The 24,649-nt window shown below is 59.2% G+C and carries 22 protein-coding genes; 7 read left to right on the top strand and 15 right to left on the bottom strand.

From position 1 onward, the window contains the following. Positions 1-2: 2 nt before the first annotated feature. The 7 genes from LA304_RS04465 to LA304_RS04435 all read right to left on the bottom strand — a co-directional run bounded on the left by LA304_RS04465 (position 3) and on the right by LA304_RS04435 (position 7,292). Positions 3-770 carry a 2-keto-4-pentenoate hydratase gene (locus LA304_RS04465; protein WP_224501919.1) on the bottom strand — a complete coding sequence of 256 codons (768 nt, stop codon included), beginning with the start codon at positions 768-770 and terminating at the stop codon, positions 3-5. Then, the gene (dmpG, locus tag LA304_RS04460; RefSeq protein WP_224501918.1) at positions 767-1,786 is read right to left on the bottom strand and encodes a 4-hydroxy-2-oxovalerate aldolase; all 1,020 of its coding nucleotides are present in this window, start codon (positions 1,784-1,786) and stop codon (positions 767-769) included. Before dmpG ends, LA304_RS04465 begins: the two co-directional genes overlap by 4 nt. Before the next feature lies 1 nt (position 1,787). Beyond that, the gene (locus LA304_RS04455; protein ID WP_224501917.1) at positions 1,788-2,732 is read right to left on the bottom strand and encodes an acetaldehyde dehydrogenase (acetylating); all 945 of its coding nucleotides are present in this window, start codon (positions 2,730-2,732) and stop codon (positions 1,788-1,790) included. Between the two features lie 4 nt (positions 2,733-2,736). Continuing rightward, positions 2,737-3,531, bottom strand: coding sequence for a 2-keto-4-pentenoate hydratase (locus tag LA304_RS04450; RefSeq protein ID WP_224501916.1), 795 nt, complete (start codon positions 3,529-3,531; stop codon positions 2,737-2,739). Between the two features lie 11 nt (positions 3,532-3,542). Then, entirely contained in the window at positions 3,543-5,027 is a 1,485-nt protein-coding gene (locus tag LA304_RS04445; protein ID WP_224501915.1) for a 2-hydroxymuconic semialdehyde dehydrogenase, read from the bottom strand. Positions 5,028-5,334: 307 nt separating this feature from the next. Then, a complete protein-coding gene (locus LA304_RS04440) occupies positions 5,335-6,279 on the bottom strand; it encodes an AraC family transcriptional regulator (RefSeq protein WP_224501914.1) in 945 nt (314 codons plus the stop codon). A 56-nt stretch (positions 6,280-6,335) separates the two neighbouring features. After that, positions 6,336-7,292: an alpha/beta hydrolase gene (locus LA304_RS04435; protein ID WP_224501913.1), complete on the bottom strand. Its 957-nt coding sequence runs from the start codon at positions 7,290-7,292 to the stop codon at positions 6,336-6,338. Positions 7,293-7,643: 351 nt separating this feature from the next. On the opposite strand from LA304_RS04435, the gene LA304_RS04430 reads away from it, so the two are divergent. Next, positions 7,644-8,411 carry an SDR family NAD(P)-dependent oxidoreductase gene (locus LA304_RS04430; protein ID WP_224501912.1) on the top strand — a complete coding sequence of 256 codons (768 nt, stop codon included), beginning with the start codon at positions 7,644-7,646 and terminating at the stop codon, positions 8,409-8,411. Between the two features lie 57 nt (positions 8,412-8,468). Here LA304_RS04430 and LA304_RS04425 read toward each other — a convergent pair whose 3' ends face one another. After that, on the bottom strand, positions 8,469-9,539 hold the full coding sequence (locus tag LA304_RS04425; RefSeq protein WP_224501911.1) for a Gfo/Idh/MocA family protein: 1,071 nt from the start codon (positions 9,537-9,539) through the stop codon (positions 8,469-8,471). Between the two features lie 165 nt (positions 9,540-9,704). Between LA304_RS04425 and LA304_RS04420 the strand changes: the two genes are divergently transcribed. Next, positions 9,705-10,607 (top strand): AraC family transcriptional regulator, encoded by a 903-nt coding sequence (locus LA304_RS04420; RefSeq protein WP_224501910.1) that lies wholly within the window; start codon positions 9,705-9,707, stop codon positions 10,605-10,607. A gap of 3 nt (positions 10,608-10,610) precedes the next feature. On the opposite strand, the gene LA304_RS04415 is transcribed toward LA304_RS04420, so the two are convergent. Next, a complete protein-coding gene (locus LA304_RS04415) occupies positions 10,611-11,243 on the bottom strand; it encodes a TetR/AcrR family transcriptional regulator (protein ID WP_224501909.1) in 633 nt (210 codons plus the stop codon). 164 nt (positions 11,244-11,407) lie between these two features. Between LA304_RS04415 and LA304_RS04410 the strand changes: the two genes are divergently transcribed. From LA304_RS04410 to LA304_RS04400, 3 genes are all read left to right on the top strand, one after another. Further along, complete coding sequence (locus LA304_RS04410) at positions 11,408-12,310, top strand: oxidoreductase (RefSeq protein ID WP_224501908.1); 903 nt, start codon at positions 11,408-11,410, stop codon at positions 12,308-12,310. Positions 12,311-12,316: 6 nt separating this feature from the next. Continuing rightward, positions 12,317-13,117, top strand: a complete 801-nt coding sequence (locus LA304_RS04405) for an oxidoreductase (protein ID WP_224501907.1) — start codon at positions 12,317-12,319, stop codon at positions 13,115-13,117. A gap of 75 nt (positions 13,118-13,192) precedes the next feature. Further along, the gene (locus LA304_RS04400) at positions 13,193-13,546 is read left to right on the top strand and encodes a DUF1761 domain-containing protein (RefSeq protein WP_224501906.1); all 354 of its coding nucleotides are present in this window, start codon (positions 13,193-13,195) and stop codon (positions 13,544-13,546) included. 89 nt (positions 13,547-13,635) lie between these two features. On the opposite strand, the gene LA304_RS04395 is transcribed toward LA304_RS04400, so the two are convergent. Beyond that, positions 13,636-15,903 (bottom strand): adenosylcobalamin-dependent ribonucleoside-diphosphate reductase, encoded by a 2,268-nt coding sequence (locus LA304_RS04395; protein ID WP_224501905.1) that lies wholly within the window; start codon positions 15,901-15,903, stop codon positions 13,636-13,638. 137 nt (positions 15,904-16,040) lie between these two features. Here LA304_RS04395 and LA304_RS04390 point away from each other — a divergent pair, with 137 nt between their 5' ends. Beyond that, positions 16,041-16,460 carry a DUF1489 family protein gene (locus tag LA304_RS04390; RefSeq protein ID WP_224501904.1) on the top strand — a complete coding sequence of 140 codons (420 nt, stop codon included), beginning with the start codon at positions 16,041-16,043 and terminating at the stop codon, positions 16,458-16,460. Between the two features lie 18 nt (positions 16,461-16,478). Here LA304_RS04390 and hisG read toward each other — a convergent pair whose 3' ends face one another. The 3 genes from hisG to hisS are packed head-to-tail and all read right to left on the bottom strand — an operon-like array spanning position 16,479 to position 19,758. Beyond that, on the bottom strand, positions 16,479-17,177 hold the full coding sequence (hisG, locus tag LA304_RS04385) for an ATP phosphoribosyltransferase (protein WP_224501903.1): 699 nt from the start codon (positions 17,175-17,177) through the stop codon (positions 16,479-16,481). Further along, the gene (locus LA304_RS04380) at positions 17,177-18,274 is read right to left on the bottom strand and encodes an ATP phosphoribosyltransferase regulatory subunit (RefSeq protein WP_224501902.1); all 1,098 of its coding nucleotides are present in this window, start codon (positions 18,272-18,274) and stop codon (positions 17,177-17,179) included. The genes hisG and LA304_RS04380 overlap by 1 nt, the downstream gene beginning before the upstream one ends. After that, positions 18,274-19,758, bottom strand: a complete 1,485-nt coding sequence (gene hisS / locus LA304_RS04375) for a histidine--tRNA ligase (RefSeq protein WP_224501901.1) — start codon at positions 19,756-19,758, stop codon at positions 18,274-18,276. Before hisS ends, LA304_RS04380 begins: the two co-directional genes overlap by 1 nt. A 137-nt stretch (positions 19,759-19,895) precedes the next feature. Here hisS and LA304_RS04370 point away from each other — a divergent pair, with 137 nt between their 5' ends. Then, entirely contained in the window at positions 19,896-20,108 is a 213-nt protein-coding gene (locus LA304_RS04370) for a SlyX family protein (protein WP_224501900.1), read from the top strand. A gap of 12 nt (positions 20,109-20,120) precedes the next feature. Here the strand turns inward: LA304_RS04370 and LA304_RS04365 are convergent, their stop codons facing one another. Then, on the bottom strand, positions 20,121-20,942 hold the full coding sequence (locus LA304_RS04365; protein WP_224501899.1) for a hypothetical protein: 822 nt from the start codon (positions 20,940-20,942) through the stop codon (positions 20,121-20,123). After that, entirely contained in the window at positions 20,942-24,475 is a 3,534-nt protein-coding gene (dnaE, locus tag LA304_RS04360; RefSeq protein WP_224501898.1) for a DNA polymerase III subunit alpha, read from the bottom strand. Before dnaE ends, LA304_RS04365 begins: the two co-directional genes overlap by 1 nt. Positions 24,476-24,649: the final 174 nt, after the last annotated feature.

Raw genomic sequence — 24,649 nt, 5'->3', positions numbered from 1 at the left:
GCTCATTCTCCGACCTTGAACCCGATCTGACCGAGGCCCTCGACCTCCAATAGAACTGACTGCCCCACCGCCATCGGGATTGCCGCCGTGGCGCCACCCGCGAGCACGATATCACCGGCCTTCAACTCCTCCCCCGCCGACGCAACCATCCGCGCGGCGGAGACGAGCGAGCGCACAGGATGCCCGAGAATGGCAGCAGAAGAGCCGATCTCTCCTGCGCGGCCATCGATATTCAGGACCATGCCCAGGTTCGAGATATCCGTCTCGGGGTTATGCCATGAGCCGACCACGAAACCTGACGAAGACGAGTTATCCGCAATCACGTCGCCGACGTCGAACTTGAACGCCTTGTATCGGCTGTCGATGATTTCGAGTGCGGGTGCCACGGCCTCGACCGCCGACATCGCCTCCAACGCGGAGACCTCGCCAGACAGAGGCTTCTTCATCAGAAACGCTATCTCCGGCTCAACACGCGGATGGACGTATTTCGCCATCGAAACGACGCCGCCCTCTTCTTCGCGCATACCATCGGTCAGACGCCCCCAAACGACATCGGAAACGCCGACTTGGATCATCTTCGCCCGCGACGTCAGGCCCATCTTGATGCCAACACGTTTCTCACCGCGTGCGTAACGACGCTGCATCGACAGCGCCTGCACGGCGTAGGCCTCTTCGACAGAGAGTGGTTTCTCGTCCGAGAACTGCGGGATTTCGGTCGCTGTCCGCGCCGCCTCATCTACACTCTCGGCGATCTTCGCCAAATCCATCATTCTGCAGCCTCTTTCGCTTTGACCATGTCGAGCGCAACATCGACGATCATGTCTTCCTGCCCGCCGACCATATGGCGTTTTCCGATTTCAACAAGGATGGCCCGCGTATCGAGACCATACATATCCGCCGCGCGCTCTGCGTGACGCAGGAAGGACGAATATACCCCTGCATAGCCGAGCGTCATGGTCTCGCGATCCACGCGTACCGGACGGTCTTGAAGCGGACGCACGAGGTCTTCGGCGGCATCCTGAAGCTTGAACACATCACAGCCATGCTCCCAGCCGTAGAGATCTGCAACGGCAGCAAAGGCCTCAATCGGTGTATTGCCGGCACCTGCCCCCATCCCCGCGAGGGAGGCATCCACGCGAAACGCTCCGTGTTCCACGGCGACAACAGAGTTTGCGACTGACAGGGAGAGGTTTTCATGCATATGCGCGCCGATCTGGGTCTCCGGCTTGAGCACCGCTTTGTAGGCGTCCATCCGCGCGGCCACGTCGCTCATCGTCAGACGTCCGCCGGAATCCGTGCAGTAGACGCAATCCGCACCGTAACTTTCCATGAGCTTTGCCTGCTCCGCGAGATTCTCTGGCGGGTTCATATGCGCCATCATGAGGAAGCCGGACACATCCATGCCCATCTCCTTGGCCGCAGCGATGTGTTGAGCGGCGACGTCAGCCTCCGTGCAATGCGTCGCAACCCGAACGGAAACAACGCCTGCATCATGCGCCTTCTTGAGATCCTCAAGCGTCCCGATCCCCGGCACCAAGAGACAGGTCAGCCTCGCGCGCTTAACGACTTTCGCCGCCTCGGAAATCCATTCGACATCGGTATGTCGTCCGAACCCGTAGTTAAATGTCGACCCCGCAACACCGTCGCCGTGTGTCACCTCAATCGCATCCACACCGGCCTCATCCAACGCCTCCGCAATCGCGCGCACATGGCCCAGATCGTATTGGTGACGCATCGCATGCATGCCGTCACGAAGCGTCACGTCCTGAATGTAAACCTTGGTCATGTTATGCGGCCTCCTCGACCCAGTTGCGCTTGTGGACGAGAGCCTCGGCGGTCTTCATCGCCGCCGATGTCATAATGTCGAGATTGCCTGCGTAGGCCGGCAGATAATGCGCAGCGCCTTCGACCTCGAGGAACACGGAGACCTTCAACCCCGTGAAGGTGCCGCCACTCTCCGGAATGTAGAGCGGGTTGTTGTCACCGAAATGCTCGAACTGGACGTCTTGTTTGAGACGGTAGCCGGGGACATAGCTCTGGACTTCAGCGACCATCTCCATGATCGATTTCCGGATCGCCTCCGGGTCCGCATCTTCGCAAAGGCAATACACCGTATCGCGCATGATGACCGGCGGTTCGGCCGGATTGAGAATGACGATGGCCTTTCCGCGTTTTGCACCGCCGACGACTTCAATGGCATGGGCTGTGGTCTCGGTAAATTCGTCGATATTCGCACGCGTGCCCGGCCCCGCCGATTTCGACGACACCGACGCGACGATTTCGCCGTAGATCACCGGAGAGACGCGGTTCACAGCAGCCACCATCGGGATTGTCGCCTGACCGCCGCAGGTCACCATGTTCACGTTCATCGCATCGAGATGCGCATCGAGGTTCACCGGCGGGATCGCAAAAGGGCCAATCGCCGCGGGGGTCAAGTCGATCACTTGCTTGCCATCTTTTTGCAGCACGTCGTTATGCCGTTTGTGCGCCCCCGCCGAGGTCGCATCGAACACGATCCGAATGTCTTTGTACGCGGGCAGCTTCAGCAAACCATCCAGCCCCTCATGCGTGGTCGCGACGTTCAGACGCGCGGCACGGGCGAGACCATCGGAGGCGGGGTCGATCCCGACCATGGCCGCCATTTCAAGCACCTTGGAGTTGCGCATGATCTTGATCATCAGATCTGTGCCGATATTGCCCGACCCGATGATCGCACATTTGATCTTTTCCATTACCTTATTCCTTTGCGAAAGCTGCACGAACAGACCCAAGACCATTGATCCGGGCTTCGAAAACATCGCCGGGTGCGGCGGTGACAAATGGGCCGAGCGCCCCGGAAAGAATGACATCCCCCGGACCAAGCGGACGGCCAGCAGCCGCCATCGTTCGCGCGAGCCAGAGAGACGCGTTCAGCGGTGACCCCATACAGGCGGCCCCGGCCCCGACCGAGACAGGTTCGTTGTTCTTCGTCATGACCATGCCGCACAGGCGGGGATCAAAGTCGCTCAGTCCCTTCGGCGTCTGGCCGAGAACATAGACACCTGAGGACGCATTATCCGCGACGGTGTCGGTGATCCGGATGTCCCAGTCCTTGACGCGGGAGCCGACAATTTCGAGCGCCGGTAACGCGTATCCGATAGAACCGATGAGTTCGACCATCGTCAGGTGTTTGCCCGTCAACGGAGCCGAGACGACATAGGCGATCTCCGCCTCAACTTTCGGCTGCTGAACAGCCGACAGCGGGATTTCTTCGCCATCCATGTATTCCATATCCGCAAAGAGCATCCCGTAGTCCGGTTGATCGACGCCCAGTTGCTTTTGCACCGCGACGGACGTCAGGCCGATCTTGCGACCGGAGAGCACTCGTTCGTCACCTTCCAACCACCGGTTTGTGTTGATTTCTTGAACCGCGTAGGCGGCGGCGACATCGCCCTCGTCAATCAGGTCCCGAACAGGCGCACCCGACACGCCGCTCTGCCAAGCCTGCCAGATCCGGTCCGCAGCCTTTTGGATACTTGCTTCGCTCGTCATCTATCCGCCCCTCAGAGTTTCACACAGACATTGGTCAGCTCGGTGTAAAACTCGAGACCATGCACACCGCCCTCGCGACCGATGCCGGAGGCCTTCGAACCACCAAAGGCCGTGCGTAGATCGCGCAGGAACCACGAGTTGACCCAGACGAGACCCACATCGATATGACGCGCCACGCGGTGCGCCTTTGTGAGGTTCTCGGTCCAGATCGCCGTGGCGAGGCCGTATTTCGTATCGTTCGCCAGCTTGATCACCTCTTCTTCGCTGTCGAACGGCGCGATATGGCAAACGGGACCAAAGATTTCCTCTTTGATACAGCGCGCATCTTCCGCGAGGCCCGTCCAGATCGTCGGTTCGACCCATGCGCCCCCCTTCAATGCGTCCGGCATCTCCGGCTCCCCACCACCGGTGATCACGGTCGCCCCCTCTTCGACGGCGAGCTTGTAGTAGGACATGACCTTGGATTTGTGCTCTTGCGAAATGAGCGGCCCCATGGAGGTCTCCGGATCATCGGACGGACCGAGCTTCATCATCTCGACGCCTGCCTTCAGGCGGGACACGAACTCGTCGAAGATCGGGCGCTCGACATAGACACGCTCTGTGCCGAGGCAAACCTGACCGCAGTTCGCAAAGGCGGATCGGAGCGTGCCCTCGATGGCTTTATCCATGTCGGCGTCCGCAAACACGATGCCCGCGTTTTTTCCTCCGCATTCCATAGAGACCTGACGCAGCCCCTTAGCCGCAGATTGCATGATGACCTCACCTGTGCGGGTTTCGCCCGTGAAGGTGATGGCGTCCACATCGGGGTGCGCGGTGAGGAATGCACCTGCGCTGTCCGGACCAAAGCCGTGCACCACGTTGAACACACCTTTCGGCACACCCACCGTGTTCATCACTTCGCCGAGAAGCGTGGTTGTGAGCGGCGTTTCTTCCGACGGCTTTACGATCACCGTGTTGCCCGCAGCCAAGGCAGGGCCAACCTTCCACGTCATCAGCAGGAGCGGCAGGTTCCATGGGCTAATCACGGCAATCACTCCCTTCGGCTTGCGCACACCGTAGTTCACCGCGCCGAAACCGTCAGGCGTGTCGAGCATGAAGCTCTCTGTCGGGACGTTCTTCACAAGGTCCGCAAAGATTTTGAAGTTCGCTGCACCACGCGGGATATCGACATGTGAGGCGAGCCCTTTGGGTTTACCCGTATCGAGGATTTCCGCCTCGAGGAAATCATCGAACCTGCGGTTGATCTCATCCGCCACGGCATGGAGCAATTCGGCACGCGCCGCCGTCGTCATGTAGCCCCAGTCACCATGGAGAGCATCGCGCGCCGCTTTGACCGCCGCGTCGACTTCGGGCTGCAACCCCTCATGGACGATCCCGATCTTTTTGCCCGTCACCGGCGAAATGTTGTCGAAGGTCTTTCCGGATGTTCCCGAGGTGAACTCTCCGTCGATAAAATGCATCGCCTCTTGCGTGAAGCTCAATAGCCCGTCTCTCATCTCTATGATCCCTATTGCCTGTGAGGCCAAAGGCGGCGCGCCCTCCCTCACAAAGCTCTCCTCTTTTAATCGATGTTCCCGAGCCAGCGCTGCCTCCAAGCACGTCTCCCACGCATCCCGCGCGCACATCTTGGTCTGAACATGCGACCAATTAATCGTTCATGTCAATTAAAAACGATATTTTTAAATATAATCGGTGTTGATGCCGCGCACGCAAAAATATCGACAACGAAAAACCCCGCAAACACAGGTTTGCGGGGCACCGATGAGAGAAATGGTCGTGCGTTTGAGACTCAGGACGAGACGTCTAGCGGCGCCCCTCAATGGCGAGCGGCTGCCGACCAGCCACTTCGAGACGCAACTGTTCGATGTCGCGTTTGGGCGGATTCCCGAAGAGGCGGGAGTATTCGCGGCTGAATTGGGACGGGCTTTCATAGCCCACGCGGAAAGAGGCGCTCGCCGCGTCCAGATGATCGTTCAGCATCATCTGCCGCGCTTCGTTCAGGCGCAGCCACTTCTGATACTGCAGCGGGCTCATGGTTGTCAGTTCACGGAAATGCTGATGGAAGGTCGAAACACTCATCTGCGCCCGATCTGCGAGGTCGTCCACGCGTAGCGGCTCTGCGTAGTTCAGTTTCATCCAATTCACGAGCGAGAGAATACGCTGGTTCGTGCTCCCTGCCGCAACGAAGGACCATAGACGGCCACCCTGATCACTCAGGAGAAGGCGGTAATGGATTTCTTGCAGGATGAGCGGGGCCAGAAAGGAAATCGCTTCGGGTTCATCCAAGAGACCGATAAGCCGCTCCAACGGTGAAATCAAAGCAGGCGTCACCTGTCCGACCGCGACGCTTCTCCGGTCCGGACGCTGGCGTGGCGGGATGACATCGCGGGCGACCATCTCGGCGAGCATGCGCTGATCGAGGCGCATCATGAGCCCAAGACACGGGGCCTCGGGACTGGCCTCTATAATCTGTGTCTGTCCGGGAATTTCGAGCGACGTGATGAGAAAGCCCGACGGATCGTAGCGATGCGGGGCACCGTCGACGAGCATCTGCTTGGCCCCCTGCGCCACGACGAGCAACGCAGGCTCCACGAGACAGACATCCGGCTCGGTCGGCCGTGTGCGCCGGAAAAACGCCAACCCGTCAATCGGGGTCGAGGCATCTTCCGCGTCACCGCACCATGCCGCGATCATGTCCGCCAAGCGGGCATGTGGCTCTTGTCCAAATCGGGTCTCGAGGTCGCTCATAGGTCAAATGTCCAAATGGGATCGCAGGGCCGCCCGAAAGCAGCCCCGCCAGTTTATCACAGGTTCTCGGAGAAGAAGCTGGTGAATTTGTCGAACGGGATCTTGTCCATCTGGTCGTAGAGGTCTGTGTGAGTTGCACCTTCAACGATGAACAGTTCCTTCGGCTCTGCTGCGTTCTCAAAAGCCGTCTCGCTGAAGTAGAGAGAGTGTGCTGCGGAACCGTGGACCAACAGGACCGGACGCGGCGCGATCTCGTCGATGTAGGTCAGCAGCGGCATGTTCATGAAGGACAGCGGCGTGGTCAGCGTCCAGGAGCCATTCGAGTTCACCGAACGTGCGTGGAAGCCGCGGTTTTCGTCCGTGTAGTAGGCCGCATATTCTTTGACGAATTGCGGAGCCTCTTCCGGCAGGTTCTGCAGCGCGGTCGGACCATAGGCCGGAGTGCCGGATTCTGCGTCAGCCCAACGGAGTTCGTTCAGCGCCTTGCGGCCCTCGATGCGCTGCTCTTTCGTGGTGCTGTCGAAATAGCCCTGCGACATCATACGGCTGATATCGTACATGGTGGAGGTGGCCACTGCCTTGATACGCGGGTCGGCCGCAGCAGCATTCAGGCCCATGCCGCCGAAGCCACAGATGCCAAGGATACCGATACGCTCACGATCTACATTGTCTTGCAGGCCAAGGAAGTCGACAGCTGCACTGAAGTCTTCGGTGTTGATCTCGGGAGATGCGAGGTTGCGGGGTTCGCCACCGCTCTCACCGGTGTAGGAGGCGTCGAATGCAAGGGTGACAAAGCCGCGCTCTGCGAGCACTTGAGCGTGCAGGCCGGAGGATTGCTCTTTTACCGCACCGAACGGACCGCTGATTGCGATTGCTGCGAACGGGCCGTCCGCTTTCGGGGTGTAGAGATCACCGGCGAGCGTGATGCCGTAGCGGTTGGTGAAAGTGACCTTCTTGTGGTCTACTTTGTCGCTTTTCGGGAATGTTTTGTCCCAGTCTTGAGTAAGTTCCATGGTGTGTCCTTTTCTTACAGGTCGCTGACATCTGCGTCGGCGTTGAGCATGAGATAAGGCACCTCTTCCGGAGAGAGGTAGAACATTGCCGCGCAATTCTTGCCTAATTCTCCGAACCACCGCATTTTTGAGAATCTCGACTATCGGAGGGACGCAACCACACAGCGGCCTGCCCCGGGCTCGGCATAGCGAATGTGCACCCCAAACCACTGGCTTTGAAGGAAGAAACGCAACTTATGAATTAGGGTAATGAGTGGCGTGCATCGAAACAGCCTAATCCCTGACGGCCATCAAACCATCTTTTTGATCAGACAGTCGCACACAGCGACAATTGATAAGAAAGGATATGCCATGAAAAAGCTTCTGGAAGGCAAAACCGCAATCGTAACCGGAGCAAGCAAAGGCATCGGCTATGCAATTGCAGACCTTTTCTCTGACGAAGGCGCCAACGTCATTTTGACCGCACGCGGCAAAGAGGGCCTCGACAAGGCCGTCGCAGAGATCAATGCGAAGGGCGGAAACGCAATCGGCGTCGTGGCCGACAGCGCAGATCGTGACGCTCCGCCGCGCGTCTTCAAAGAAGCCATCGAAAAGTTCGGTCAGGTCGACATTCTCGTGAACAACGCCGGCGTCGGCGAGATGTTCGCAGTCGAGAAGACCACGGACGACCACTTCGACGAACTCATGCAGATCAACCTCGCAGGCCCGTTCCGCTATGCGCGTGAGGCCATCAATCACATGATGCCGCGCAACGAAGGCCGCATCATTAACGTCTCCTCCGTGAACGGCACGAAACCGATCTGCGGCGTCGCCTATACGACGACCAAAGGCGGCCTGAACACCATGACGCTCAACATCGCGATCCGTTTGTCCGGCACGAACATCCGCTGTAACGCGATTGCGCCGGGCGTGACCGACACCGACGCAGCCCGCGCTTGGGCCGCAGGCGAACAGGAAGGTGGCGGTGAGATGCTCGAATTCTCCGACAAATACACCAACACGACGGTGCCGGGGACCGAGCCGATCGACCAGGCCTACGCTGCTCTCTATCTCGCATCCGAGATGGGCCGCGCGGTCTCCGGCCAAGTGATCCAAGTGGACAACGGCCAGTTCCTCTAATCCACCGCACATGGGACGGTGGACGGCGCGCGAGGCAACTCGCGCGCCGCTTTTCTTTTAGGACGCGTCTTGGTCGATGGCTTCCAGAACCTCGTGAAGTCGGACAGCATCGGCAAAGCTCGGCGCGGAGCGCGATCCGGTCCGAATGTCCTCCGCCATGCGCTGATAGACACCTGCGACGTTCCGAGCGCCCGGAAATTCCGGCAGCCCCTCATTAACCGCCGCATCCGGCATCTGCTCGGTAAGGTCGTCATCGCCACGCGCACCTGTGATCGTCAGTTGCACCATCTGCGCATGACCAAGACCTGCGGTCACTTGGATCACGCCCTCGGTCCCGTTAATCTCCCAAAGGAAATTGGTGCCCTTCGTCGTGCCACCGCGGTAATGCACGGACAATGCCGCACCGCTCTCCAGTGCGCCCTGAACCATAACCTGATCGGCGGCGGTTTTAGGGCGGGTTTCGTCTTTGTCAGTAATCACGACGGTTTCGAAGTTGCGCAACTTGGTCGCCTTCAGCGCCCCGAAGTCACCCAACACATCCCGCACAGCCGCGAGCGTGTGACCCATCGGAATATCTTCCATGGTCGCGCCATTCGCTTTGTCGAAGAGGTAGTAGTAGACATCTGACGTCTTGTCCGCCCAGTTGCCACCAGTCCCGACAATCGACGTCGACAGCACCTGACCGACAAAGCCCTCATCGATGAGCTTCTTGAGATGCAGGACTTCCGGTGCGCAACGCGCCTGCGTGCCAGCAACGGCGACGACGCCCTTTTCTTCGGCAAGCGCCGCGAGTTTCTGCGCCTCGACCAACCCGTTGCCCAGAGGCCATTCGCAGTAAACGTGCTTTCCGGCTTCGAGCGCGAGTGTCACCAGTTCAAAGTGATACGGCACCTTCACAGTGACGACCACAACGTCGATGTCTGCTGACACGACAAGATCAGCAGGCGTGTCATATGCGGTAAGGCCAAGCGCCTCTGCCGTGCGCTTTCCGCTTTCTGGCGTGCTGTTCGCGACGCCGACGACTTCGAACGTGTCAGAAAGCGCCTTCAGCGCGGGAATATGCGCCGTTGCGGCCCAGTTGCTGTCCGGATTGAGGCCAATAAATCCTACGCGGATGGGAGAAGTCATTCTTTTTGCTCCGTATTGTACAACGTGTGGACGGCTTGCCGAATTTGGACAAGCCACGCGCGATGCCCTCCCAACACCCCACGCAACTTGCGGCGACAACCGCCCGTGATAGATTGAAATTTAGAAGTCGCACCTCACATCACTACGGTGGTTTCGCGCGAAGACTTGCCTGATCCGATCAACACAGAGGCCGAGATGCTTGATTATCGCCCCTCACTGACGTCCCGCGCGGCGGCAATTGCCAAGGCGGGAGAGACCGTTGAACTCACCGAAGGTGTCGGGCTGTTTTCGGCCACCTCAACATCGAGCCCTCTTGCGCTCTTTCTGGACCCAGTCGCGATCATCGTTTTCCAAGGGGAGATGGAGGTGACGATCGGCTCGGCTATCCTGACCTATCGTCCGGGCCAGAGCTTTGTTGGGTCTATCGCCATGCCTGTCACGGGACGCTTGACGCAAGCCACCACTGCAGAACCCTACCTCGCCATTAGCCTTTCGCTTGCGCGTGAGACGCTGGCCGATCTGCTGGCGGAAGCCCCTCAGGTCATGGCGCAACAGGGGAAATGTTATGCTTTGGGTCCGGTTCCAGAGGGCATTCCAGAGGCTTGTGACAGGCTTCTCTCGCTGCAAAGCGACGATGACCGCACCATTCTCGGCCCCATGATCCGGCGTGAGATTCTTTGGCGCCTTTTGCGGGGGCCGCAGGCGCCTGCGTTGCACCAGATCGTCGCCGCCGATCCGCGCCTCGCGCAAGTGCGTCGGGCGCTCGGCTGGATTCGTGAACATTTGTCAGAGACCGTGCCGATCCGCGATATGGCCAGTTGCGCAGGCATGAGCGAGGCAAGCTTTCGACGCCATTTCAAGGCCGCGACGGGAATGAGCCCGCTCACCTACCAGAAAACTCTGCGTCTTCAGGCGGCGCGGAGAGCGATCCTCGGCGGAACAGAGATCGCCCGCGCGGGGTTCGACGTCGGCTATGTCAGCCCCTCGCAGTTCAGCCGCGAATACGCGCGCCTGTTCGGACTGCCACCCTCGCGCGACCGCGCGCAGGTTTTGGCCGGACAGGCCTGAGCGTCATTTCAAACCATTGAGCACCAAACGAACCGCCATGCCGTAAGAGGTGCGGAAATGTTCCTTGGCGAACATATGCGCGAGATCGTCCGGCACCTCATCCGGCTCACGTCCGGCAGCAATGTCGAATTGCGCGGCGCCCTGCATCGACAGCATCAACACCATGCTTGCCTCCCGCGTCCGGTCGAGTGGCGCACCGGTTTGCTCGCTGATCACCTGCGCCACACGCAGCCCCATATCGCGCATCCGGCGTTTCTCAGCGAAAAGCGGTTCTTCGGCGACATTGCCTTCGATCACCGTAAAGAGCCGCGCCAGAAGAGGCAGAAACAGCGGCACGTCCGCAGGCGCATTCACCAACACATCCGCGAGCGTCTTTGGTGTTGCCGTTGCCTCGATCCGGGACACGACCTCTTCCATCGCATCGACAAAGAGCGCGAGCAGCAATTCTTCTTTCGTCCGCGCGTAGAGGTACAGCGTCCCCTTTGAGACCCCCGCCTCTTTCGCGATGGCGTTCATCGTAACAGCGTCGAGCCCCTGAGTCGCGACCATCGCGCGAGTCGCTGCAAGGATAGCGCGACGGCGCGCTTCTTTCTCATCATCAGAGCGCGCCCGTTTCCTGTTATCTGGCAGGGACATAACAGTTTTCTCCTCACAGGTTGCGAATTTCTCTTGATAACTGACCGATGGTCATTATTTATATGACCATAAGTCAGTTATAAAACAACGCCGCCGAAAACACCAGCCTCGCGCCGTTTGCGCCACGCTAGACGGCACGCTCGCAAATCAAAAGGACCTAAGAGATGGCCCACATCCAATGGACCGATGCCGACATCCCAGACCTCACCGGCAAATGCATCCTGATCACAGGCGCGACCTCCGGACTTGGACGCGCAGAAGCAGAGATGCTGGCGCGTAAAGGGGCCGCGCTGGTTTTTGGCGTGCGCAACATAAGCAAGGCGCAAGCTGTCGCAAAAGACATCCGAGAGGCGACACCGGGCGCCCAGATCATCGTGCGGGAACTGGACCTCGCGAGCCTGACGTCGATCAACAGGTTTGCATGCGGCGTGATGACCGAACTCTCCACGCTCGACGTTCTCGTGAACAACGCGGGCGTCATGGTGCCCCCTTACGGCCACACGGAAGACGGGTTCGAGTTGCAGATGGGCACCAACCATTTCGGCACTTTCGCGCTAACCGGTCTGCTGCTGCCGCTGCTGCGGAAAACTCCGGGAGCACGCATTACCGTGACTTCCAGCATCGCGCATAAACAGGGAGATCCTGATTTGTCTGATCTCGACTGGACACGTCGCAAGTACAACGCTTGGAAGGCCTATGGCGACAGCAAGATCGCCAATCTGCTCTTCGCATACGAACTGGTGCGTCGTCTCGGCTCCAACGGCCCGAAAGTTGTCGCCGCCCACCCCGGCTGGACCCGCACCGACCTCCAACGTCACTCCGGCATTGCGCGCTTTTTGAACCCGCTAATGGGCATGCCCCTCGCACAAGGTGTGCTGTCGCCTCTGCGGGCCGCAACGGATCCGGATGCGCAGACCGGCGACTTCTTCGGCCCAACCAAACTCGGCCAGATGCGCGGCTACCCTGAACGGGTCGAGCCGAAAGCCCTCGCCCGCGATCCCGACCTTGCCGCTGCTCTCTGGGAAATTTCCGCAGAGCGCACCGGCGTCACTTATCACTTCCACTAGTTGGACATGACCATGAAGACCTCCTACCTCGCAGCCGCTCTTGTCACGACGACGCTGGCGACCCCTGCCCTCGCCGATAGCATTGCCGACCTCGTTAAAGGGCGTGAGGACATCGCGCTGCCGCTCGCACTCGACGTGAATGATGCGGCGCAGATCGACACCGCCGTTGGCCGCGCTGAAGAGCATTTTGGTCGCATCGATGTGTTGGTGAACAACGCAGGCTTCGGCTACTTCGCTGCGATTGAAGAAGGCGAGGACGATGAAATCCGCCGCCAGTTTGAGACCAACGTGTTCGGCCTCGCCGCCGTCACACGTCGCGTGCTGCCCGGAATGCGCGCGCGCGGTGCAGGGCATATCTTCACGCTGTCGTCGATGGGCGGGCTGACCTCACACCCCGGCCTCGGCTACTATTGCGCCACGAAGTTCGCGGTCGAAGCGCTCTCCGAAGCGCTCGCGAAAGAGACAGCACCACTTGGCATCAAAGTCACAATTGTAGAACCCTCAGGCTTCCGCACCGATTGGGCCGGACGATCTGCCGCTGACCCGAAAACCGTCATCGACGATTACGCCGAAACCGCAGGGAGATTGCGCGAGATTCTGCATGAGGACTCCGGCAGCCAACGCGGCGATCCGGAGCGCGCAGCCCGCATCATGATCGACGTCGCCGCGCAATCAGAGCCGCCACTCCGCCTTCCGCTCGGGTCCTATTCCTACAGCGCGCTTTCCGCGCGTCTCGAAGAATTGAAAGAACAATTCGAAGCGGTGAAAGATCTGACGCTGGCGGCAGACTTCCCCGAAGGCGAATAACTTGACCTCATCCGGAAACCCCGGAAAAGCTTGGGGGATCGGCAACGATCGCACCACCTCACCACGGAGACTTTCATGGGACTTTTAAACGTGTTCGCCGCTGGCATCGTCGCATGGCTGGCTGGCCTCGGCTGGTATCACCGCTTCGGAACCGGTCGCGCGACGCGCCCGCGTCTCGTCGCAGCTGTTGCTCTTCCAGTCATGATCCTCGTGGCCGGCTTCCTCCGCCATATTTACATGGTCTCCGGCCTGACATCCGGCATCCCGTTGGGCCTAATCGCCGGAATGGGCGTCGGGCTGTTCTTCATCTCACCGTGGCTCTGGCTTCGTGATCTGGCGCAGGGACAGGCAAACCGCAGCACTCTGATCGATGCGGGCTATGCATGTGTGGCCACGGCAATCATGGGCGCATTGCTCGTCGCTTTCTAACGCGACACACAAAACCAAAGGGCGGCGCCTCTCGGCACCGCCCTTTTTCATTCCCTAGGCCGATGTTCGGCCACGCTCATCGCGTCAAATTACCCGCACTTCGAGTGACCGCAGGATGCGCAGGTCATGCACCCTTCGACCATCCGCATGTCATACTGACCACAGGACGGGCAGGCCTTGCCACGCGGCTTTTCACCGACTGCGACCACCTCGGACTGCGGGTCAGTTTTGAGACCCATGCCTTCGCCTTCAATGAAGCCTGTCTCGATGAGGTGCGTTTCAATCACGCCACCGATCGCCGCGAGGATGGACGGGATGTACTTGCCTTTCATCCAGGCACCACCGCGCGGGTCGAACACAGCTTTGAGCTCTTCCACGACGAAGGACACATCCCCGCCGCGACGGAACACAGCAGAGATCATCCGTGTGAGCGCGACGGTCCAGGCGAAGTGCTCCATGTTCTTGGAGTTGATGAAAATCTCGAAGGGACGGCGATGCCCGCCATGCACGATGTCGTTGATCGTCACATAGATCGCGTGCTCCGAATCCGGCCACTTGAGTTTGTAAGTGTTGCCCTCAAGCTGCTGCGGACGGTCGAGCGGCTCGGACAGGTAGACGACCTCTGCGCCCTCGTCCTGCTCCGGTGCTTTCTCAGAGCTTTCCGAGACGGACAGAACAGAGCCAGTTACGTCGTTCGGACGGTAGGTGGTGCAGCCTTTACAGCCGGTGTCCCAGGCTTCCATGTAGACGTCTTTGAAATCGTCGAAAGAGATGTCTTCCGGGCAGTTGATCGTCTTGGAGATCGAGCTATCGACCCACTTTTGAGCGGCTGCCTGCATGCGAACGTGATCGAGCGGCGCGAGGGTCTGTGCGTTCACGAAGTGCGCTGGCAGTTCCGCATCCGCACCGAATTTCTCGCGGAAGAGTTTGACGGCGTAATCGACAACTTCTTCCTCGGTCCGCGATCCGTCTTTCTGAAGAACCTTGCGGGTGTAAGCATAGGCAAACACCGGCTCAATCCCGGAGGATACGTTGCCTGCATAGAGAGAAATCGTGCCCGTAGGAGCGATAGATGTCAAAAGAGCATTGCGAATTCCGTTTTCTGAAATTGCATCTTTCACATCTTGATCCATCTCTTTGAGCGATCCGGAGGCCAGATACTTGTCCTTATCGAACAACGGGAAGGCACCCTTCTCTTTCGCCAACTCAGAGGAGGCGAGATAAGATGCGCGCGCGATCATCTTGAGCCATTTCTCAGTCATCGCAGCCGCTTCGACGGAGCCATAGCGCTCGCCGATCATCAGAAGCGCGTCGGCAAGCCCCGTCACGCCCAGACCGATACGGCGCTTGGCGGCGGCTTCTTGTGCCTGCTGCTCGAGCGGGAAACGCGATGCGTCGACCACGTTGTCCATCATGCGCACAGCGGTCGCGACGAGTTCGGAGAGCTTCTCCTCATCCATCTTCGCATTCTTCTCGAACGGATTGGACACGAGCGTCGCGAGGTTGATCGACCCAAGCAGGCAGGCGCCATACGGCGGCAGCGGTTGCTCTCCACAGGGGTTCGTTGCCGCGATGGTCTCGCAATAGGCGAGGTTGTTCATCTTGTTGATGCGGTCGATGAAGATCACACCCGGCTCGGCGTATTCGTAGGTGCCTTTCATGATCTTGTTCCAAAGATCACGGGCATCGACGGTGTGATAGACTTTGCCGTCGAATTTGAGTTCCCACGGACCGTCGGCTTTCACCGCCTCCATGAAGTCATCAGTCACGAGAACAGAGAGGTTGAACATGCGCAGACGAGCTGCGTCCTGTTTGGCCTCGATGAACTTTTCGATATCCGGGTGATCGCAGCGCATGGTCGCCATCATCGCACCGCGACGCGAACCTGCGGACATGATCGTCCGGCACATCGCGTCCCAAACATCCATGAAGCTCAGCGGGCCGGAGGCGTCTGCAGCGACACCTTTCACATCGGCGCCTTTCGGACGGATGGTCGAGAAATCATAGCCGATCCCGCCGCCCTGTTGCATGGTAAGGGCTGCTTCTTTCAGCATGTCGAAGATGCCGCCCATGCTGTCAGGGATCGTGCCCATCACGAAGCAGTTGAACAGCGTCACGGCGCGGCCTGTGCCAGCCCCAGCGAGGATACGACCAGCCGGAAGGAATTTGAAATCTTCGAGCGCGTGGTAGAACTTTTCCTCCCAAGCAGCCGAATCTTTTTCGACGGCAGCGAGCGAGCGCGCCACGCGGCGCCAGCTATCCTCAACAGACAAATCCTGCGCCGTTCCATCAGCGTCCTTGAGACGGTATTTCATATCCCAAATCTGTTCGGCGATGGGGGCAGCAAAGCGTGTCATGTGAGTCTATTCCGGTATTGATTGGCAGCAGTCAGGGCGTGTGCTTTAGCGTTCTCGCGGACAGAGTTCAACGCCTCATCGCCCGCTTGAAGTCTCTTTCAATCGACCTATACTATACCACAACTTGGGGGTGAAGCGTGGCCGACCACATAAATCTAGTCAAATTATGCGTGGGCGTCGACTCCTTTGAGGAGCTCGAAGGCTATATTTCTCTCGCACCCGGCATTGCACGCGGGCACGTCACGCGTATGTGGCCGAAACAAGAGGAAAAACTCCTGAACGGCGGATCGCTCTACTGGGTGATCAAGGGTGTCATCCAGGCGCGCCAACGGATTGTGGGCCTTGAAGAAGTCTTTGGATCGGATGGCGTGCGTCGCTGTCAGATTATGCTCGACAAAGAGTTGATCCGCACCGCAAACGCCCAACGCCGCCCGTTTCAAGGCTGGCGCTATCTCAAACCGGAGGACGCCCCCGCAGATTTGCCGCGCGGGCGGAAAAGCGAACCCGATCTACCACCGGACCTTGCACAAACGCTGGCGGAAATTGGTGTGATCTAAGTCGCTCTGCGACGGGGTTTAATCCCCGAAGCCGAGCATCTCTTCGAGCTTGACCATCGTCGCGCGTGTCTCATCCGTCCACGGCGCGGAACGGCTCTTGAACAGTGTGGCCTGAGAGCGGTGAACCGGTTCGCCGCTCAGAATCTTCAGATGGTTCGCGCGCAGCGTTTCCCCCGTCGACGTAATGTCCGCGACGGCCTCGGCTGTGAGGTTCTTCACAGTGCCTTCCGTCGCGCCTTGGCTATCCACAAGCTGATAATCCGCAACGCCGTGCGCCTTGAGAAACTCTCGGACGAGGTGGTGATACTTGGTCGCGATGCGCAGGCGGAACCCATGACGCGCGCGGAACGCCGCAGCGGCGGCATCGAGATCGTCAAGCGTATCCACATCTACCCAGCACTTCGGCACCGCGATGATCAGGTCTGCGTGACCGAAGCCCATACGCGCGAGTTCCGACACTTTGCTGTCCCAAGCGGAGAGCTTGTCCCGCACCAGATCAGATCCGGTGACGCCGAGGTGAATACGCCCGGCCGCAAGTTCACGTGGAATTTCGGAGGCAGACAGCAGAACCAGTTCCAGCCCATCGATCCCTTCGACAGCACCGGAGTATTCGCGCTCCGCACCGGCCCGCGACAGGGTCACACCGCGCTCGGAGAACCAGTCGAACGTCTTGTCCATCAACCGCCCTTTGGAGGGCACGCCCAGTTTCACAACCATCACGCGTCTCCCTTCAGAGCGAGCATCAGACCTGGCCGCATCACGCCACCGACTGCGGGAATCGAGCGCCCCTGCCCGAGCACTGCCGTCAGCGCGTCATAGCGCCCGCCAGTTGCCACGGGGGGCAGATCGGGGCGGCCTTCGGCATAAAAGCCAAAGACGAAGCCGTCGTAGTATTCCATTGAGGTGCGGCCGTAGGAGGCCTCAAAATCGAGGTTGTCGACATCGACCCCACGCTTCGCCAGCGCTTCACAGCGATCTCCCAAGAGGCTCACAGCCCTGGAGATTTCCGGCAGATCAACGGCGATATCGCGCAGTTGCGACAGGACGTTCGGAAGCGTTTCCTTCAGCGACAGGATATCTTCGAGCAATTCGATTTCGCCCTCGGAAATCGGAGCCTCTGTGGCGTCTTCTTCGAGCGCATTGATCCGCTGTTCAATCTCGCTCTGCGCACGCAGACCGATGAAGGGAGCTTCGGCCTCTTTCAGGTTGGCGCGGACGCGATCAAGGTTCTGTTTGCGCAACTGTGTGCCAGCTGCGGAGAAACGTGTCATCAGCGCGCGGAACCGACGCGGGCGCCAGATGTGGCGCAACAACGCCGCGCGGCGGCGTTCGGTCGTTTTCAGACCACGGACGGCGGCCATGAGAATGCCGATATCCCCAGTCGCGGCGCGAAGGTCCAAACCGTTGAGCGCATCGGCAAAAGTCGCAAAGACCTCGGCATCCGCGGCGGCAGGATCCGAGCCGTCAAAGACCTCATAGCCCACCTGAATATACTCATTCGCGCGGGTCGGAACGTCTTCCTGTTTGCGGAAGACTTCGCCGGCGTAGGTGTAGCGCGCAGGCTCTGCACCGTCGTCCATGTGCTGTTGCACCATCGGCACGGTAAAGTCCGGACGCAACATCATCTCGCCGCGATCAGGGTCCGTAGACACATAGGCGCGGGCACGAATATCTTCGCCGTAGAGATCAAGCAGGACTTCGGCAGGCAGGAGAATGTCCATCTCCACACCCTGCGCGCCCTGCGCCTCAAAAAGCGCTTTGAGGCGCGCGGCCTCTGCCTTCACCTCGGCTTTCGGAATATCCAGACGGGCCATCAGTTGTAGCTCTCGATGATTTCGCGGACTTTCGAGACAAGCTCTGCGCGCGGCACTTCGTATTGGTTCGGGCGGTCTTTCCATTCTTCGAGCGACGCGCTCTGCGCAATCTTCGCGCCGAGGATCAGGTCTTTGATCTGGACAACACCGCGGTCTGCTTCGTCACCACCCTGGATGATCGCAACAGGGCTTTCGCGTTTGTCCGCGTATTTGAGTTGGTTGCCGAAGTTCTTCGGGTTACCGAGGTAGACCTCCGCGCGGATGCCTGCCTGACGCAGTTCTGTGACCATCTCCATGTAATCGGCCATCCGGTCGCGATCCATGACAGTAACAACAACCGGCCCTTGCGCGGTCGACCCGATCCGGCCCGTGGCACGCAGCGCGGCAAGCAAGCGGTCCACACCGATGGACATGCCGGTCGCGGGGACCGCTTGGCCAGTGAAACGCTTCACAAGGTCATCATATCGCCCGCCACCTGCGACAGAACCAAACTCACGCACGCGGCCTTTCTCGTCGGTGACTTCAAAGGTCAGTTCCGCTTCATAGACGGGGCCGGTGTAGTAGCCGAGGCCACGGACAACGGCGGGGTCGATCACGATGCGGTCGGGGCCGTAGCCTTGGCCCTCGAGAAGGGTTGCAATCTGACGCAGTTCATCGACGCCTTCCTGACCCGTTTTTGCCTCTCCGACGAGGGAGGCCAGACGATCAAGCGTCGTCGCGTTGCTGTCTTGGCGGCCATTCACGAAGCCGAGGATCAGTTCGACCTGTTCAGTCGCAAGCCCCGCACCCTTAGTGAAGTCGCCGCTTTCGTCTTTGCGGCCCTCGGTGAGGAGCGCCATGACGCCCGCGTCACCAAATTTGTCATGCTTGTCGATGGTCCGAAGGACAATGCCGCGCACGTTGGCGAACTCTTCAGTATCCGGCAGGCCAGCAGCCTCCAGAACGCCATCGAGCACTTTGCGGTTGTTCACGCGGATGATGTAATCGCCGCGCGGAATGCCGACGGCCTCCAGCGTGTCAGACAGCATCGCGCAAATCTCAGCGTCCGCAGCCACGGACGGCGCGCCGACGGTATCCGCATCGCATTGGTAGAACTGGCGGAAACGACCCGGACCCGGCTTTTCATTGCGCCACACCGGACCCATGGCAAAGCGACGGTAAGGCGTCGGAAGATCCTGACGATATTGGGCGGCAACACGGGCCAGCGGTGCTGTCATGTCATAGCGGAGCGCGACCCAATCGGAATCATCTTCCTGCCATGCAAAGACGCCTTCGTTCGGGCGATCCACGTCCGGAAGGAACTTGCCGAGCGCCTCAACGGTCTCGACCGCAGAGGTTTCCAGAGCTTCAAACCCGTAAAGATGATAGACTTCAGCGATCTGATCGAGCATAGCCTTGCGCTCGGTCACCTCGGTGCCGAAATAATCACGAAAGCCCTTCGGCGTCACTGCCTTGGGGCGCGGGGTTTTCTTGGGCTTGGCCATGTCTGGTCCTTTTGCACACGAACTTGCGGGCGGCATATCGCAAGGGGCGCAGAGGGGCAAGCCGAGCAAAGGCGGACACCGATGAAACTTGGCCTTTTTCGCCCGCGAAGGGCACGCAACAGCACGGAGGAGTTGAAATGTCGAAAGAGGATCGCATCGTCGCGCTCGAAGAACAGGTCGCCCACCTCACCAAAACGGTCGAGGAATTGTCCGATGTCGTCGCGAAACAGGAGCGCATTCTTGAAGTGGCTGAGCGTCGCTTGGGCATGCTGATGGAAGCTGAAGCCCTGCGTCAGTCGGATACTGAAGGATCCATTGCGCTCGCGGATCAGCGTCCGCCGCATTGGTGAAACGGGGGCGGGTTACTCTTCGACCTCGTGTTCTTCTTCGCTGACCAGCTCGCCTGCATTCAGCAAGAGTTCGACCCACGCGTTCCCGCTCTCGAATTGGGGGTAGACCGTCACAAAGGCAACCTGTTGGTCGAGCGGCCCCCGCTGATCAGCGGGGCACGGTTTTCCACGGCCAACGCCACAGCTTTGCCGTTTAATCTTCTCATAGGCTTTGTCGGCATCGGACCAGCGCGTGTCGTTGCTGTCCTCGTAGCGCAGAAACTCGTGAAACTGTGCGGAACCGAACATGACGAGGGAGGCCGTGACCTGACGCGCGCACCCGTCTGAGAAACCGGTGATGTACTGAGAGCGCGGCTCCGTGCTCTCGGCGTCAGAGTCGTAAAGCTTCCATTGAGCCGACCCCGTGCTCGGGCTTTGCTCGACCTTCTTGCCCATCTTCCGTTTGCTGATCTCACAATTCACACCGATCTCACCGAAGGGCAGAACCTCTCCTGTTTTTACAGTCGAAACAGGAGCAACCTCCTCCTTTTCGCCACCGGACAGAAAGCCGAAGATGGATTTCTTCGGGGCGTGAGCAGTCAGTTCGCTCGGAGCCACTTCCTGCTCGACCCCAAACGTCTCGGGACGCGGAGAAAATGCGATCTCTTCGACATCTGTGGAGGTCGCTGGGCTTTTAGGCTTCAGGAAGCTGAAGAAGCCTGATTTCGACACTTCGGCTTCAGCCGGGGCTTCAACTGCGCCTTCCTCCGACTCGGCGACCGGAGCTTCCAAACCCGGCAATGACATCTGACAGGCGCTCAGGCCCAGCGCGGCGCAGAGTGCGATCCAACGCATCAGAAATCCTCCACGAGGATCACCCCATCCACGTGTTTGATCGCGCCTTTGACCTCAGGCGTAATGACGAAACTCTGCGGAACCTCGATGTCGACTTCGTTGGGGTAACTCGGATCCATGATGCAGAAACTGACCGACCCACGCGCAGGCTGACGCGCATCCTGCGTCACGCGGTTGAGCAAATCGCTGATTTGCGCGATCGCCCCGACTTCATCACAGAAGATCTTGAGACCAACCCCGCCCGCATCCGCGACGATGGTTTCCATCGGCGCAACCGAGCGGATCATCGGGTCGAACTGCCCATCATCAAACCGCGCTTCTAGCGTCATGACGACCTTGTCATGCGCCTCAAAGATTTGCAGCGTCGGCTCGTATTCGCCCTTTTTCGGGAACATCGCGACACCGGACAACTGGCCCGTCGCATCCGAGATGTTCATCCGAAAATACCGCGTTCCCTTGCCCGACTTCATCGGACGGAAACCCGACACCATGACGCCAACCTTGACCATCGCGGCGCCGTCGGCCTCCGCTTTGGCCTGCGCATCTGCGAGGGTCGCAATCTTCTTGCGCTTTAGCGCACCGGCATAATCGTCGAGCGGGTGGCCAGAGAGGTAGAAGCCAATCGCTTTCTGCTCCTCCATCAACCGCTCAGACGCTACCCAGTCCGCCACAGGCGACAGACGTGGTTCGGGCAGGTCCTCTCCGGCATCGCCAAAGAGCGACACCTGATTGGAGGCCTTCTGTTCGTGGATGGCAGCCGAATACTGCACCAGCGCATCAAGGCTCTCGAATACACGGCGGCGGTTACTATCGAGCAGGTCAAACGCACCTGAACGTGCGAGCATCTCCAACGGACGCTTACCCACCTTCTTCAAGTCAACGCGGCGGGCGAAATCGTAAAGCGTCACGAACGGCTTGCCTTCGCCGTTCTTACCTCCGTCCAATCGCGCGTTGACGATCAACTGCATCGCTTCCGCACCGACATTTTTCAGCGCGCCCAGCGCATAGACCAGTTTCTGATCCACCACATCGAAGGTCGCGAGAGAGCGATTCACGCAGGGCGGAACGATTTCGATATCGAGGCCGCGCTTGACCTCTTCGGCGTAGATCGACAGCTTGTCCGTGAGATGGATATCGCAGTTCATCACACCGGCCATGAACTCGACCGGATGGTTCGCCTTCAGCCAAGCGGTGTAATAGGACACCACCGCGTAGGCCGCCGCGTGGGATTTGTTGAAGCCGTAGTTCGCGAACTTTTCGAGAAGGGCAAAAACCTCTTCGGCCTTCTTCTGATCAACTCCGTTCTTCTTCGCGCCCTCAACGAATTTCGGGCGTTCGGCGTCCATCGCCTCTTTGATCTTCTTACCCATCGCGCGACGCAAAAGGTCGGCGCCGCCGAGAGAGTAGCCCGCCATCACCTGAGCGATCTGCATCACCTGCTCCTGATAGACGATGATGCCCTGCGTCTCTTCGAGGATGTGGTCGATGGTCGGGTGAATGGACTCAAGCTCCTTGCGCCCGTGTTTCACGTCACAATAGGTCGGGATGTTTTCCATCGGGCCCGGACGATAAAGCGCCACGAGTGCGACGACGTCTTCGATACAGGTCGGCTTCATCTGACGAAGCGCAGTCATCATGCCCGAGCTTTCCACCTGGAACACAGCGACCGTTTTCGCGTCGGAATAGAGTTTGTAGCTCTTCTCGTCATCCAGAGGGATAAGGTTGATCTGGTTCTCACCGCCCGGCGCGGGTTCATAGAGCTGCGTGCCGTCCGGCGCGATGTGGAGCGGACGACCGTTCTTGAAGATCAAGTCCATCGCGGACTGAATCACCGTGAGCGTCTTGAGGCCCAGAAAGTCGAACTTTACGAGGCCCGCCTGCTCCACCCATTTCATATTGAACTGAGTCGCGGGCATATCGGAGCGGGGGTCTTGGTAGAGCGGGACAAGACGGTCAGTCGGACGGTCCGCAATCACAACACCCGCCGCGTGGGTCGAGGCGTTCCGCAGGAGGCCCTCGACCTGTTGGCCATAGGTGAGAAGACGATCCACGACCTCTTCGTTGCGGGCCTCTTCGCGAAGTTTCGGTTCGTCTTCGAGCGCCTGCTTGATCGAAACCGGTTTGACCCCCTCGACGGGGATCAGTTTCGAGAGGCGGTCCACCTGACCGTACGGCATTTGCAGAACACGCCCCACGTCGCGCACCGCCGCCTTGGACAGTAGCGCACCGAAGGTGATGATCTGAGCCACCTTATCACGACCGTATTTCTGCTGGACGTATTGGATCGTTTCCTCGCGGCGATCCATGCAGAAGTCGATGTCGAAGTCGGGCATCGACACACGTTCCGGATTGAGGAAACGTTCGAATAGGAGGCTGTAGCGGAGCGGGTCAAGGTCGGTGATGGTCAACACATAAGCGACGAGCGAACCTGCACCAGACCCCCGCCCCGGCCCGACCGGAATGTTGTTGTCCTTCGACCACTTGATGAAGTCCGCAACGATCAGGAAGTAGCCGGGGAAGCCCATCTGCTCGATGATGCCCAGCTCGAATTTGAGGCGTTCCTCATACTCCTCGCGCGGCGCGGCAGGTTCGATCACAGCAAGACGCGCCTCTAGACCGTCCCACGCCTGTTTGCGAAGTTCCTCCACCTCGTCATCAGCGAATTTCGGCAGGATCGGATCGCGTTTGTACGCTTTGAACGCACAACGCTTTGCGATCTCGACAGTGTTTTCGAGCGCTTCGGGCAGATCCGCAAAAAGTGCGGCCATTTCTGCCGGTGATTTGAAATAGTGCTGCGGCGTCAGACGTCTACGCGGCGTCGCCTGATCGACATAGGCGCCTTCGGCAATACAGATGAGCGCATCATGCGCCTCATACATGTCCGCCTTCGGGAAATAGACGTCGTTGGTCGCAACGAGCGGCAACCCGAGGTCATAAGCCCACTCGACGAACGGACGCTCTGTGAGCCGTTCCGCCTCGGTCAAACTGCCATCTTCGCCCGGATGGCGCTGCAACTCGACGTAGAGTCGCTGCGGGTAAATGTCCCGAAAGCGCTCCAGAAGTTGACGCGCCTGTGGCATGTGGTTGTCGGAAATCAGCTTGCCAATCGGCCCGAGTGCCCCGCCCGTCAAACAGATCAGTCCCTCAGAGAACTCTTCCAACTCCGCGATAGTGACCTGTGGGATGCCTTCGTGCTTGTCCACGTAAAGGCACGAATTGAGGCGCATGAGGTTTTCGTAACCGGTCTCGTTTTGCGCGAGCAGCACGACCGGCGCAGGTGCCTTGGGCTTCTCCCCCGGCTGCGCTTCCACATAGGCGACATCCACCTGACAGCCGATGATCGGCTGTAGCCCCGCGCCTTTTGCATATTCGGAAAACTCGAGCGCACAGAACAGGTTGTTCGTGTCCGTCACCGCGACCGCGGGCATATTCATGTCCGCAACCATTCCACTCAATTTCTTGAGCCGCATCGCCCCTTCGAGAAGCGAATATTCGGTGTGCACACGGAGATGGATAAATGTTGGATCGCTCATTTGCGGGACAAGCTACCCAAGCCGCGAAGACAGTCCAAGCCCAAAAACCGGTTTATCCACAGCTCGCTAAATCTGCACTCTTTTTGATCATTCGAACAAAGCCTGAGCGTTTTTACTGCGAGAAGAGCTTGCAAAATCACTCGCGGAGCGGTTTTGATCACAATAATGAGCACA

Origin of the sequence: Celeribacter litoreus (assembly GCF_020165855.1) — a bacterium.
In the GTDB taxonomy this organism is placed as follows: Bacteria; Pseudomonadota; Alphaproteobacteria; order Rhodobacterales; family Rhodobacteraceae; genus Celeribacter; species Celeribacter litoreus.
This window is presented reverse-complemented; position numbering and strand designations above follow the sequence as displayed.

What these genes read in the sequence shown, in the direction of transcription:
- LA304_RS04465 (WP_224501919.1), bottom strand. Translation starts at nt 770, where the DNA reads ATGATGGATTTGGCGAAGATCGCCGAGAGTGTAGATGAGGCGGCGCGG.
- dmpG (WP_224501918.1), bottom strand. Translation starts at nt 1,786, where the DNA reads ATGACCAAGGTTTACATTCAGGACGTGACGCTTCGTGACGGCATGCAT.
- LA304_RS04455 (WP_224501917.1), bottom strand. Translation starts at nt 2,732, where the DNA reads ATGGAAAAGATCAAATGTGCGATCATCGGGTCGGGCAATATCGGCACA.
- LA304_RS04450 (WP_224501916.1), bottom strand. Translation starts at nt 3,531, where the DNA reads ATGACGAGCGAAGCAAGTATCCAAAAGGCTGCGGACCGGATCTGGCAG.
- LA304_RS04445 (WP_224501915.1), bottom strand. Translation starts at nt 5,027, where the DNA reads ATGAGAGACGGGCTATTGAGCTTCACGCAAGAGGCGATGCATTTTATC.
- LA304_RS04440 (WP_224501914.1), bottom strand. Translation starts at nt 6,279, where the DNA reads ATGAGCGACCTCGAGACCCGATTTGGACAAGAGCCACATGCCCGCTTG.
- LA304_RS04435 (WP_224501913.1), bottom strand. Translation starts at nt 7,292, where the DNA reads ATGGAACTTACTCAAGACTGGGACAAAACATTCCCGAAAAGCGACAAA.
- LA304_RS04430 (WP_224501912.1), top strand. Translation starts at nt 7,644, where the DNA reads ATGAAAAAGCTTCTGGAAGGCAAAACCGCAATCGTAACCGGAGCAAGC.
- LA304_RS04425 (WP_224501911.1), bottom strand. Translation starts at nt 9,539, where the DNA reads ATGACTTCTCCCATCCGCGTAGGATTTATTGGCCTCAATCCGGACAGC.
- LA304_RS04415 (WP_224501909.1), bottom strand. Translation starts at nt 11,243, where the DNA reads ATGTCCCTGCCAGATAACAGGAAACGGGCGCGCTCTGATGATGAGAAA.
- LA304_RS04410 (WP_224501908.1), top strand. Translation starts at nt 11,408, where the DNA reads ATGGCCCACATCCAATGGACCGATGCCGACATCCCAGACCTCACCGGC.
- LA304_RS04405 (WP_224501907.1), top strand. Translation starts at nt 12,317, where the DNA reads ATGACCATGAAGACCTCCTACCTCGCAGCCGCTCTTGTCACGACGACG.
- LA304_RS04400 (WP_224501906.1), top strand. Translation starts at nt 13,193, where the DNA reads ATGGGACTTTTAAACGTGTTCGCCGCTGGCATCGTCGCATGGCTGGCT.
- LA304_RS04395 (WP_224501905.1), bottom strand. Translation starts at nt 15,903, where the DNA reads ATGACACGCTTTGCTGCCCCCATCGCCGAACAGATTTGGGATATGAAA.
- hisG (WP_224501903.1), bottom strand. Translation starts at nt 17,177, where the DNA reads ATGGTTGTGAAACTGGGCGTGCCCTCCAAAGGGCGGTTGATGGACAAG.
- LA304_RS04380 (WP_224501902.1), bottom strand. Translation starts at nt 18,274, where the DNA reads ATGGCCCGTCTGGATATTCCGAAAGCCGAGGTGAAGGCAGAGGCCGCG.
- hisS (WP_224501901.1), bottom strand. Translation starts at nt 19,758, where the DNA reads ATGGCCAAGCCCAAGAAAACCCCGCGCCCCAAGGCAGTGACGCCGAAG.
- LA304_RS04370 (WP_224501900.1), top strand. Translation starts at nt 19,896, where the DNA reads ATGTCGAAAGAGGATCGCATCGTCGCGCTCGAAGAACAGGTCGCCCAC.
- LA304_RS04365 (WP_224501899.1), bottom strand. Translation starts at nt 20,942, where the DNA reads ATGCGTTGGATCGCACTCTGCGCCGCGCTGGGCCTGAGCGCCTGTCAG.
- dnaE (WP_224501898.1), bottom strand. Translation starts at nt 24,475, where the DNA reads ATGAGCGATCCAACATTTATCCATCTCCGTGTGCACACCGAATATTCG.